Origin of the sequence: Streptomyces sp. NPDC091287 (assembly GCF_044768525.1) — a bacterium.
In the GTDB taxonomy this organism is placed as follows: Bacteria; Actinomycetota; Actinomycetes; order Streptomycetales; family Streptomycetaceae; genus Streptomyces.
The window spans coordinates 577799-588997 of the sequence record NZ_JBIVUV010000001.1; the positions used below are offsets into that span (position 1 = coordinate 577799).

At 71.0% G+C, this 11199-nt stretch carries 10 protein-coding genes, 3 pseudogenes and 1 riboswitch; of the genes and pseudogenes, 7 read left to right on the forward strand and 6 right to left on the reverse strand.

The window, feature by feature from the left end; translation table 11 throughout:
- The first annotated feature begins 36 nt into the window (after positions 1–36).
- The 3 genes from ACIQRW_RS02495 to ACIQRW_RS02505 all read left to right on the forward strand — a co-directional run bounded on the left by ACIQRW_RS02495 (position 37) and on the right by ACIQRW_RS02505 (position 4111).
- Entirely contained in the window at positions 37–2256 is a 2220-nt protein-coding gene (locus ACIQRW_RS02495) for a hypothetical protein (RefSeq protein WP_403753260.1), read from the forward strand.
- Between the two features lie 155 nt (positions 2257–2411).
- Positions 2412–3392, forward strand: a complete 981-nt coding sequence (locus tag ACIQRW_RS02500; protein WP_403753263.1) for a metallophosphoesterase family protein — start codon at positions 2412–2414, stop codon at positions 3390–3392.
- On the forward strand, positions 3389–4111 hold the full coding sequence (locus ACIQRW_RS02505) for a 4'-phosphopantetheinyl transferase (protein WP_403753266.1): 723 nt from the start codon (positions 3389–3391) through the stop codon (positions 4109–4111). The genes ACIQRW_RS02500 and ACIQRW_RS02505 overlap by 4 nt, the downstream gene beginning before the upstream one ends.
- Before the next feature lie 64 nt (positions 4112–4175).
- Here ACIQRW_RS02505 and ACIQRW_RS02510 read toward each other — a convergent pair whose 3' ends face one another.
- Positions 4176–4766, reverse strand: a complete 591-nt coding sequence (locus tag ACIQRW_RS02510; protein WP_403753269.1) for a histidine phosphatase family protein — start codon at positions 4764–4766, stop codon at positions 4176–4178.
- A 124-nt stretch (positions 4767–4890) separates the two neighbouring features.
- A riboswitch (adenosylcobalamin (AdoCbl) riboswitch) is annotated at positions 4891–4983 on the forward strand.
- A gap of 45 nt (positions 4984–5028) precedes the next feature.
- On the opposite strand from ACIQRW_RS02510, the gene ACIQRW_RS02515 reads away from it, so the two are divergent.
- The 3 genes and pseudogenes from ACIQRW_RS02515 to ACIQRW_RS02525 form a co-directional block, all read left to right on the forward strand.
- Positions 5029–5244: a CbtB-domain containing protein gene (locus ACIQRW_RS02515; RefSeq protein WP_007451619.1), complete on the forward strand. Its 216-nt coding sequence runs from the start codon at positions 5029–5031 to the stop codon at positions 5242–5244.
- Between the two features lie 60 nt (positions 5245–5304).
- Positions 5305–6060, forward strand: coding sequence for a CbtA family protein (locus ACIQRW_RS02520; protein ID WP_403753272.1), 756 nt, complete (start codon positions 5305–5307; stop codon positions 6058–6060).
- 73 nt (positions 6061–6133) lie between these two features.
- A pseudogene (locus ACIQRW_RS02525) lies at positions 6134–6247 on the forward strand (TetR/AcrR family transcriptional regulator); the annotation flags it as partial.
- A gap of 131 nt (positions 6248–6378) precedes the next feature.
- Here the strand turns inward: ACIQRW_RS02525 and ACIQRW_RS02530 are convergent.
- Both ACIQRW_RS02530 and ACIQRW_RS02535 read right to left on the reverse strand, forming a co-directional pair.
- Positions 6379–7041, reverse strand: coding sequence for a hypothetical protein (locus ACIQRW_RS02530; RefSeq protein ID WP_403753275.1), 663 nt, complete (start codon positions 7039–7041; stop codon positions 6379–6381).
- Positions 7042–7150: 109 nt separating this feature from the next.
- A complete protein-coding gene (locus tag ACIQRW_RS02535; protein ID WP_403753278.1) occupies positions 7151–7516 on the reverse strand; it encodes a tetratricopeptide repeat protein in 366 nt (121 codons plus the stop codon).
- A gap of 146 nt (positions 7517–7662) precedes the next feature.
- Between ACIQRW_RS02535 and ACIQRW_RS02540 the strand changes: the two genes are divergently transcribed.
- The gene (locus ACIQRW_RS02540; RefSeq protein ID WP_403753281.1) at positions 7663–8628 is read left to right on the forward strand and encodes a pirin family protein; all 966 of its coding nucleotides are present in this window, start codon (positions 7663–7665) and stop codon (positions 8626–8628) included.
- A 613-nt stretch (positions 8629–9241) separates the two neighbouring features.
- Here ACIQRW_RS02540 and ACIQRW_RS02545 read toward each other — a convergent pair.
- The 3 genes and pseudogenes from ACIQRW_RS02545 to ACIQRW_RS02555 form a co-directional block, all read right to left on the reverse strand.
- Positions 9242–9571: pseudogene (locus tag ACIQRW_RS02545) on the reverse strand (iron-containing redox enzyme family protein); the annotation flags it as partial.
- Positions 9572–9664: 93 nt separating this feature from the next.
- Positions 9665–9802 (reverse strand): annotated as a pseudogene (locus ACIQRW_RS02550) (amidinotransferase); the annotation flags it as partial.
- 226 nt (positions 9803–10028) lie between these two features.
- Positions 10029–11081, reverse strand: a complete 1053-nt coding sequence (locus tag ACIQRW_RS02555; protein ID WP_403753284.1) for a LacI family DNA-binding transcriptional regulator — start codon at positions 11079–11081, stop codon at positions 10029–10031.
- Between the last annotated feature and the right edge of the window lie 118 nt (positions 11082–11199).

Sequence of the window (11199 nt, forward strand, 5' to 3'; positions counted from 1 at the left end):
ACGCATAAAAGCTGATATTCCGCATAGGCTGGGCGGGTGATCGCCGAACCGACCGCGAACCCGCTCGGGCCGACATGGGGATCCGCGCCCCCGGGCCGGCCCGGCCGTCTCGTGCCGGTGCTCGCCTTCCTGCTGGCCGTCCTGTGCGTGACGACGGTCGCCCTGACCGCGACCGTCCGGTCCACGGTGGCCTCGCCCGGCTTCTACCAGGCGGTGCTGGACGAGGAGTCGGCCTACGACCGGCTCTACACCGAGGTGCTCGTCGACCCGGAGATCTCGCCCGTCACCCGCGATCTGCTCGCGCGCCTGCCCGTGCCCGAGGCGCTGGTGACGTCGAACATCAAGGTCGTGCTGCCGTCCGCCACGGTCCGGGCCCTCACCGACCAGCAGATCGAGGCGGTGACCGGCTATCTGCGCGGCGACCGTGACGAGCTCCGGCTGACCGTCGACCTGGCCCCGGTGCTGGAGAACCTCGCCGACCTCGCACGCGTCTACTTCGGCGACCTGGTGGCCAGTATCCAGGGCAGTGACCGGCCGGACTTCGAACGGTTCACCGCCGACCTCGCCACGGCGCTCGACGCCCTCAAGGAGGGCCGCGCCCCCAACCTGCCCACGCTGCCGCTCACCAAGGACCAGGCCGACCGCGCCGCCGACGCCCTCCTCACGACGGTCCCGGAGCGGGAGCGGGTGGCGCTGCGCCCCGAGATCGAGGTGGCCCTGGGGGAGGGAGACGTATCGACCGCGCTGGCAGCCACCGCGGCCGCCGCGCTCTCCGACGGTTCACGGACCGCCGCCGCCGACCTCCGCACCACCCTCCAGGACGGTACGTGGGACCTCACCGGCACCCTGACCACCGCCGGGATGGACCTCACGGCCCTGGAGCGGGCCCGTGACGCGATCAGGCTCCTGACCCTGCTCCAGGTCCTCGCCCTCACCGTCGCACTGGCCACGCTCACGACGCTCTGGTTCACCGGTCCCGCCGCCCCGGCCCGCCGGCTGATGCGACTGGGGCAGGCGCTCGCCTGCGCGGGAGTCCTGACCGCCGCGGCCGTGCTTCTGGCCCGCCTGATCACCGGAGGACGCCTCCTCACCACACCGTCCTCCTGGGCCCCGAGCGTCGCCGCGCTCCTCGACGACCTCCAGCGCAACGCCGTGAACCAGGCGGTCGCCACCGGGCTGAGCGCCGCCCTCACGGCCCTCGTCGGCGGCGTGCTCCTCACGGGCGTGGGCTGGGCGTTCCTGGTGCGCCCGGGTCGGATGCCGACCCCGACCCCGACAGCGGTGCGGACGACGGCGGCGGGCGTGGCCTGTGCCGCACTGGCCGGCGTGCTGCTGGTGCCGCCCGTGTTCGGCCCGTCCGCACCCCGCCAGTGCCTGGGCAGCAGCCGCCTGTGCGAACTGCGCTACGACGAAGCCGCCTACCTCACCTCGCACAACGCCATGTCCACCACCGCGGACCGGTTCATCGGCCCCCTCCAGGACCCCGACATCACCACCCAGCTCAACACGGGCGTCCGGGCCCTCCAGCTCGACACGTACCGCTGGGAGCGACCGCAGGACATCGCCGGGCGTCTCGACTCCCCCGAATTCACCCCTGAGCAACGGCGCCTGATCACCGGCGCCATCGACCGGGCGAACCCGCCACGCGAGGGACTCTGGCTCTGCCACGCCGTCTGCCGCGCCGGGGCCATCGAACTGGTCCCGGCCCTGGAGGACATCGGCAACTGGCTGCGCGCCCACCCGACCGAGATCGTGACGCTCATCGTCCAGGACGACATCAGCCCCGAGGACACCGAGGAGGCGTTCCGCGCCGCCGGCCTGGAGGACCTCCTGCACACCCCCTCGGCGGATCCTGACGCCCCGTGGCCCACCCTGGCGGAGATGATCGACAGCGGCCGCCGACTGGTGGTGTTCGCCGAGAAGGCCGACGGCCCGGCGCCCTGGTACCGCAACTTCTACCGGTACGGGATGGAGACCCCGTTCGCCTTCCGGAGCCCCTCCGAGATGACGTGCGAACCCCACCGGGGCGGCACCGGGAAACAGCTCTTCCTGCTCAACCACTTCATCACGAACGCGGGAGGCAGCCGCCTGGACGCCGGCCGCGTCAACGCCCGCGACTGGGTCCTGGAGCGGACCCGTGCCTGCGAGGCGGAACGCGGCAGTCCGGTCACCTTCATCGCCGTCGACTACACGACGGTCGGCGACGCGCTCGGTGCGGTGAACGAACTGAACTCCCGCCGAACAGCAAGCGACTGACAGAGCATCAGTGACCGTAGCGACCCCGCCCGACGTGCCCGCCATCCGAAACCCCGGGGGAACCGCGAGGGGAGCGTGAGAGGCTACGTTCCCAGCGGCTCCCCACCGTGCGGACGGAGCCGGACCACTGCCGACAGATCGGGAAAACAGCGCCCATGACGCCTCCGAGCGACCCCGCACCGCACGGTGCCCCCGCCGCCGTTCCCGCCCCCGGCGACGGCAGCCGACAGCAGCGCGCGGGCCGTCTGCTGGCCGTGAGCGACCTGCACGCCGCGGTGACCGACAACCGGGCCATCGTGGAGTCTCTGCACCCGACGTCCGACGCGGACTGGCTGATCGTCGCCGGCGATGTGGCGGAGACGCCCGAAGACATCCGGTGGACGCTCGGACTCCTCGCGGAGCGCTTCGCCCACGTGATCTGGACCCCGGGCAACCACGAGCTGTGGACCCTGGCCAAGGACCCGGTCCAACTGCGCGGCCAGGCCCGCTACGACCACCTCGTCGAGCTGTGCCGGGACCTCGGAGTGACGACTCCGGAAGACCCGTTCCCGCTCTGGCCGGGCCCGGACGGACCGGTGGCGATCGCGCCGCTCTTCCTCCTGTACGACTACACCTTCCGCGCCCCGGGAACGCACACGAAGGAGGAGTCGCTGGCCGTCGCGCACGAGTCCGGCATCGTCTGCAACGACGAATACCTCCTGCACCCGGATCCCTATCCGACGCGGGACGACTGGTGCCGCGCCCGGGTCGCCGCGACCGGGCGCCGGCTCGCGGAGCACGACCCCGAGATACCCCTCGTCCTCGCCGGGCACTGGCCGCTGGTCCGGGAACCCACATCGGTGATGTGGTACCCGGAGTTCGCCCAGTGGTGCGGCACCGAGCTGACCGCCGACTGGCACCGCCGCTTCAACGTCACCGCCGTCGTCTACGGCCACCTCCACATCCCCCGTACGACCTGGTACGACGGGGTGCGCTTCGAGGAGGTCTCCATCGGCTACCCCAGGGAGTGGCGCGAGAGGGGGCACCCGCGCGGCCTGCTGCGGCAGATCCTCCCCTACGAGGGGCAACCCGCCCCGCCCGCCCGCACCGACGCCGAACCGTCCGCACAGCGGCGCACCCCCGGAGGCTCCTCGTGATCGAGCGACTGCTGCCCGCCGACGTCTCCTGTGCCGCCACCCGCGCGGAGACCGTCCCCGACGGAACCCTCTTCCCGGAGGAGGAGGCGCTGGTCGCCAAGAGCGTGGCCAAACGCAGGAACGACTTCTCGACGGCCCGCGCCTGCGCCCGGCGCGCCATGGCCGGACTCGGTCTGCCACCCGTGGCCGTGCTCCACGGTCACCGGGGACGACCGCTGTGGCCCGAGGGAATCGTCGGCAGCCTCACCCACTGCGACGGGTACCGGGCGGCCGCGCTGGCCCGCGCGAAGGGCGTGCTGTCGCTCGGCATCGACGCGGAACCGCACGCTCCGCTCCCCACCGGCGTACGGGAGTTGGTGACCCTGCCCGCCGAACGTGCGCGGATCGGTCCGCCTGCGCCGGAAGGCAAGGGCGAAATCCACTGGGACCGTGTCCTGTTCAGTGCCAAGGAGAGCGTGTTCAAGACCTGGTACCCGGTCACGGGAATCGAACTCGACTTCATCCAGGCAGATCTGACGTTCCAGCAGACGGGCGGCCGAGGCGACACGGGCGACACGCCTCAAGGGGGCACCGCTGCCGAGGGCACGTTCGCGGCGCGTCTGCTCCTCACGGACCCGGCCCTGCCGACGACGCTGCACGGGCAGTGGCGGATCGAGGACGGCATCGTCGCCACGGCCGTGCTGGTCCGGCCCGACTGGCGGGAGAGCGAGGGGGCGTGACGCCCGGCCGGCCGGGCTGTGTGGGGGCTGCGCAGTGGCGGACGGGGGCGTAGCGCAGTGGCGTTCAGCCGGTCGTGGGGGCGGTGAGCGGGCGGCCCAGCCCCACGTTCCACCGGCCCGACCGCCCGCTGAGTTCGGTCAGCGTCAGCGGGGCGACATCCAGCCGCCAGAACGCTTCCGCCGGCAGCCGCAGACCATGGACGACCGCCGCCCGGAGGACGGCGGCCTCGGCCACGGCCAGGAAGTCCGCGCCGGGTGCGTCCGGTCCGCCGAGGGAGTCCAGCCATCCTCCGATCCTCCCGATCAGGTCCCGCAGCGACTCGCCGCCGTGCGGGGCGGCCGAAGGATCACCGAGCCAGGCGGTCAGCCGGGCGGGCTCGGCGGCCGCCACATCGTCGAGGCGGCGGCCGGACCACCGCGCCAGATCCCAGCCGGCCAGCACCGGGTCGGTCCGCGCCGCCAGCCCGAGCGCCTCGGCGGTCTCGCGGCACCGCCCGGAGGGGCCGCTGAGCGCGAGTCCGGTCACCGGCACCGCGTCGGCCGCTGCCCGCGCGCGCTCCCGGCCGGACCGGTCCAGGGGAGCGTCGCCGTCGAAGCGGGCCTCCCGCAGCGCGGCGTTCATCGCCGGTGAGATCAACATCACCCGTACTGTCATGTCCCTGCCCTTACTTCTTCACCAGGGGCCCCAGGGCTGTCGCCCCACGCGATCCGTGCTCCGCGACCCCGCAGATTGGACCATGGCGGCGCCTGCCCGCAGGCGGTATGGTCGCGTCGACCATGACGAGGGTGCGACGGAAGCCCGGTGAGAATCCGGCACGGTCGCGCCACTGTGACCCCGCGTGCGCGGGGAAGTCAGACCCGGCACCTTCGTCCGAGGCACCACGACAGGGACGCGTGTTCCCACAGGAGGTTCTGCCATGGCGCAGTCCGCCGTTCCGGCAACAGGTACATCCACGATCGCCCCGATCTCGGCGAAGACCATTGCCCCGTGGGCGGTCTTCTTCGGCATCCTCATGCTCGTCCTGCTGTACTTCGTCGGCGCCGAACAGGGCGCCACAGCGCTCATCTCGGGCGAAGGCGTCCACGAGTGGGTTCACGACGGCCGTCACCTGCTCGGCTTCCCCTGCCACTGAGACACCTGAGCTACCAGGGAATCAGTGGACACGGGAAGCAAGAGAAAACAGGAAACCAACGTGAACTCCATATCTGTCAGGGCTCTGCTCGTGCGCGGCATGCTCGCGGGCCTGATCGCGGGCGCGTTCGCGCTCGCCGTGGCCTACTTCCTCGGTGAGTCCCAGGTGGACGCGGCCATCGCCCTCGAAGAGGCGCACAGCCACGACCACGGCGGTGGCGAGGAGTTGGTGAGCCGCACCATGCAGGCCACCGGCGGACTCGCCACCGGTGTTCTGGTCTTCGGCGTCGCCGTGGGCGGGATCGCCGCCCTCGTGTTCTGCTACGCACTGGGCCGCATCGGTGACTTCGGCCCCCGGGCCACCGCGGCGTTGATCGCGGGCGCCGCCCTGCTCACGGTCTACGTGGTGCCGTTCCTCAAATACCCGGCGAATCCGCCCGCCGTCGGCAACCCCGACACCATCGGCGAGCGCACCGCCCTGTTCTTCCTGATGGTCGCCCTCAGCGTGCTGCTGGCCGTCGCCGCCGTCATCATCGGCAGACGGCTCGCTCCTCGCCTGGGCAACTGGAACGCGACCGTGGCGGCCGCCGCCGGCTTCATCCTGCTGATCGGCCTCGCCTACGCCTTCCTGCCCTCCTTCGACGAAGTGGGCAAGGACTTCCCGGCCGGGCTGCTGTGGGAGTTCCGGCTCTCCACGCTCGCGGTGCAGGTGACGCTGTGGAGCGTCTTCGGCGTCGTCTTCGGGCGCCTCACCGAACGTCTCCTGTCGCCGGCCACCCCTGCCGCGACGCCCCGAACCGCGAGTGCGGTGAACTGAGTCCGACCGCACGCGCACATGCGGACGCACCAGTGCGCATGTACTGACGCGCACGAAGGAACCCGCCGGGTAAGCCCGGTTGAGCGCCCTGCTGCGGCAGGAGCACGGGGCGGGCCTGAGCACCGCCGAAGCAGCGCTGATGAAGGAGTGGCTCGACCGGGTGGCGAACGCCAGGCCGGACGGCTGAACCGAACCAAGGGCGCTGCCGGACCGTGTGGTCGTCGAGGGAGTCGGACATCGGGGCGTCAGGCGACAGACGTCATGGTGCCGGGTGCCGGGAATCTGGGGCAGAAGGCAGGAGGCAGGGCGCGGAGGTCGTCATGGTGCGGGGGAGGAGGCGTCGTGATCGCGGAGGCCGTCCTCCGTGCGGCGTGCCGCGTTGTCGACGATCCGTTCGAGGCTTTCCTGTACGTCGTGTTCCGTGCTCCCGTGCGGTGCGTACGCGGACACTGTGAGCACGAGGTCGCCGTTCCACAGGAGGAGGGTGCGGCCGGGGCGCCCCTGGTCGTCGGCCGGTATCGCGTAGGCGGCTTCGTGGACTTTCTCGGGCCCGCGTCCGTGGGCACGGTCGAGGTCCTCCTTGACGCGGTACGCGTGACGGGCGGCCCCGGTGGCCTCGTACACCGAGGCCCTGGTGCTGAGCTTCCAGAACGTGCCGTCGGCGGCCTTCAGGTCCGCGAGGCAGCCGGTCTGCCGGTACAGCGGCCGCGCGCCGTTCTCGCCGATGTCCTCCTGGGCGTCGGGGGAGGCGGAGTCGGTGGTGCTCCCGAGGGTGAAGCCCTCGGCGGGAGCTTCGCCCGTGAGGAGATCGCAGGGTCTGCTGGTCCAACTGTGGGTTCCCGGCGGGCGAGCGGTCTGCTCCGCCGCCTCCGGGTTCTTTCCGTCATCGCCACCGGAGCAGCCGGCCGAAACCGCCACCGCCAGCCCGATGAGCGCGGCCGACCGCGCCCGGCCTAATGCGGCACTCCTGGATCCGTGCATCTTCCACCCCTTCGTCCTGGAGATCCCATTGTCCGATGCTCGTATCGGCGGGTAAAGGAGACCGGGCCCGCACCGAGTGGTGCGGGCCCGGTCGGTGACACGGAGCGGCTCAGGAGCGCGTGGCTCCGGGGCCGAAGTCGCCGGTGAGGGCGGCGGCCATCCGCAGGTGCGGCGCCGCGTCGGCGATCCGCCCCTGGCGCTCCAGCGTCCGGCCCAGCATCAGGTGCGCGTAGCTCTCCACCGGGTCGAGCTCCAGAATGGCCCGGAGCTCCTGCTCCGCCTTACCCAGGCGGGCGGAGTGGTAGTAGGAGCGGGCCAACAGCAGCCGCGGCGCGACCTGCTCCGGCGCTTCCCCGACGAGTCCACCCAGGATCCGCGCGGCCGTCAGGTACTCCTTGGCCTCGAAGAACATCTGCGCCCGGTCCCACCGGTCGGCGGCGGTGCCGAACTCGTAGTAGGTCTCGGTCTCGCTCACGCGTCCTCCTTCGTGTGGTGCGGGCCGTCTCCGGACCGCCTCGCCGTACGTTCAGCCATGACAACACCGCACAATGGTTGAACATTCCACTAAAATTCTGGCGTGGGACCGGTGCTCCACGCCCCTACGGGAATAGGTTGAGCGCCATGAGCAATCTCGATCGCCAGGCCACGCCCTCCGTCTGCGGAGGGCGCGGCTTCGTCGTCGCCGAGCCCGTCCGTGAGCTTCTCGCCCCCCGCCGCGTCCAGCTCGGCGAGGGCACCGAGGTCCGCCGTCTGCTGCCCAATCTGGGCCGGCGCATGGTGGGCGCCTGGGCCTTCGTGGACCACTACGGCCCCGACGACATCGCCGACGAGCCCGGAATGCAGGTCCCGCCGCATCCCCACATGGGACTCCAGACCGTCAGCTGGCTCCACGACGGGGAAGTCCTTCACCGGGACAGTCTCGGCAGCCTGCAGACGGTACGCCCCCGGGAACTGGGCCTGATGACCTCGGGCCGCGCCATCAGCCACTCCGAGGAGAGCCCGAAGGAACATGCCCGGCTGCTGCACGGAGCGCAGCTCTGGGTGGCCCTCCCGGAAGCGCACCGCAACATCGAGCCGCACTTCCAGCACCACACGGACCTGCCCGTCGTCACCGCCCCCGGCGTGACCGCGACCGTCATCCTGGGCGAACTGGACGGTGCGGCCTCGCCCGGCACCGCGTACACCCCGATCGTCGGCGCCGACGTGACCCTGGCCGGTGGCGCCGAGGCCCGCCTGCCCCTGGACCCCGACTTCGAGTACGCGGTCCTGTCCATGTCGGGCGAGGCCGAGGTCGACGGCGTCCCCGTGCTGCCCGGCTCGATGCTCTACCTCGGATGCGGCCGCACCGAACTGCCTCTGCGCGCCGTCTCCGACGCCGGGCTGATGCTCCTGGGCGGCGAGCCGTTCGAGGAGGAACTGGTCATGTTCTGGAACTTCATCGCCCGATCCGGTGAGGAGATCGTACAGGCGCGAAAAGACTGGGAGGAAGGCTCGCGGTTCGGCGAGGTGCAGGGCTACGACGGCGCCCGCCTGCCCGCCCCGGAGCTGCCCTCAACCCCGCTGAAGCCACGTGGGCGAGTGCGCTGACCTGGGGAAACCTGTGGTCGGGTCGGTTTTCCTCCCATTGATGGGCGCCGTGCCAGGACCCTCGATAGGTGTCCTGTCCTGTGCTTGGGATCGAGGGTCTGCTGTCCTGGTGAGGAAGTACGTCGAGTCTCGTGTTCACGCTTGTGCGTCAAGGTTCGATCGGATCGATGCTGACCTTTTGCTGACCTTCCTGACTGCCAGTCAAATGAGGGGTTGGTTGCCGTTCGTCGCCCGGATACCGAGGGAGAGGCCCCAGACGGAGTTGCTGGAGCGTGAGTGAACGCCGCGGAAGCTGAGGGTCAAACTCCTCTGGTTGCCTGCCGAGCTACCGCACCGAAGCCACAGCCGGTAGGTGTCACGTCGACTGGCTCCAGTTGGTGCCCGCCGACGAGTTCCGGGTGCCATTCGGCTACAGATGGGCTCCTGGCCACGGGGAAGCCTCCGCCTACGGGGAGAAGGCCACCCTGGTGCAGTGCTTCCGACGACTGCCGCGGACTCAGGTCTGTGGCCCGGGGCTCTGCGAAGCGGTTGCGTACGACGGCCGGGCGCGGCATCAGAATGAACGTGCGCCGCAACAGTCCTGAAGGTGTCCGGCAGTAAACGCCTTGCGCGGTCAGGGTGTCGGTGGTGTGCGCAGGGCTGAGCGGCCCTCGCGCCACGCCGCCAGGAGGTGGTCCCCGAGGAGGTCTTCCAGGTGGCCGGTCGCCTCGATGCCGAGGACGATGTCGGCCGCCAGGCCGGGCCCGTCCTCCAGCAGGCCGCCGATCACCTCGTGGCGCACCACCTGTTCGTGGACCGCGTCGGCTTCCACGTGCTCGTCGTAGAACCGCTGGGCGGCGGGGCCCTCGCCCGCGCGGCGCAGGGCCTGTGCCAGCCTCCGCGAGCCGGGGGAGGAGGTGATCTCCACGGTGGCGAAGTGCCCGACGAGTGCCCCTGCCCGCGCAGTCACGGACCCAGGGATGACGTACGCTCGCGCGGCCGCTGGGCGAGCCTCTCAGTGCCGTACCCTGTCGGCTCGGTGGCGCGGAGGCGTGTCTCAGTCGGTATAGGACTCCAGCCCACCGCGCCGCCGGATGTCGAGGGTCGCGCAGTGGAAAGAGCCTCCGAAGGGTGCGTAGTGCAGGAGATCGCAGGGAATCGGATCGAACCCCCACTTCTCCAGTGCGCGCAGCATGGGACGCACCTGGCGCGGCCGGCACCACCACGTCACTCTCGTCACCGCCGCTCAAGCCTTCCTCACCCTCAGGCGGCTCGACCCAAAAGTCCACACGCCGGCCTGACCCTTTACCAGGTCCTCGACACCCTCCAGGACCTGCTGAAGAGCTGGACCGGCACCTGCACCACCTGCAACCGACCCCTACCCCGTAACCGAACCAGACACAGAACCTAACGAAGCACTACTAGTCGGCGTGACCGGTTCGAGGTGAGGCGACGGATTGCCGGGGGACCACAGTTGGCTGGGCGGGAACGTTCACGTTGTGTGGGGGGCTGCCGCTCAGCTGGTCCCACAGGGCGTCGACGGCGGCGGCGCCGAGTTCCTGAAGGGGCATGGCGACCGTGGTCAGGGGCGGGTCGAGGTAGTCGGCCAGTGGAAGATCGTCGTAGGTGATGACGGACAGATCCCCGGGCACGCTCCGTTCGCACTGGCGGGCGGCGTGCAGGACGCCGATGGCTTGTCCGAGGGTGCTGACGTAGAGCGCGGTGAGGTCGGGGTGCCCGGTCAGCAGGCGGATGGCTGCCTTGGCGCCTCCCTCTTCACTGAAGGCGCCGTGCGCGACGGGAGCCGACGCCAGGCCGAGCCGGTCGGCCTCGGCCAGGAAACCGCGGCGGCGCGCCGCGGAGGAGGGAACGCGTTGCGGGCCGGCGACATGGCCGATGCGTCGATGCCCGTGGTCGGCGAGGTGGCGTACCGCGACGGCGCTGGCGCCTGCCAGGTCGGTGGTGACGTTGCGGTGGCTGCCGCGCACTTCGCGGTTGACGAAGACGTGCGGCACGGCGGCTAGTTCAGTGCTGTGCTGCCACTGGCGGCCCGGGCGGGCCGAGGCGATGAGCAGGCCGTCCACGCGGCCTGTGTTGACCAGGTCGAGCAGCATGTCGTCCGCCCGACGGCCGGGAGCGTCCTCGATGAACAGCAGGACGTAGCCGCGTTCCAGCGCGCGCTGGTAGGCGCCGCGGATGATGCGCGCGTAGACGGGGTTGGTGAGGTCGGGAATCAGCAGCGCGATGGCACGGGCCTGAGCACGGGCAAGGGCCCTGGCTCCCGCGTGGGGCTGGTAACCGAGCGCCTCGGCGGCGTCGCGGACGCGCCGGCGGGTCTCGTCACGGGCCGAGAGGGTCGGGTCGCCGTTGAGCACGCGGGAGACCACGGATTTCGTGACGCCCGCGCGGTTGGCCACGTCGATGAGCCGGGCGCGGCCCGGGCGTGTGTCCGGCCCCGCTGGCCTCTCTGGCACTTCCTTGCCTCCCCATCGTCGTGACACCGGTCAGCCTAGCGCACCGGAAAACCGGTGTTCTTCTGCGGAGATTGCTTGCGGACCCTTGACAACGCACGGAGACGGCGGCGTAGCTTCC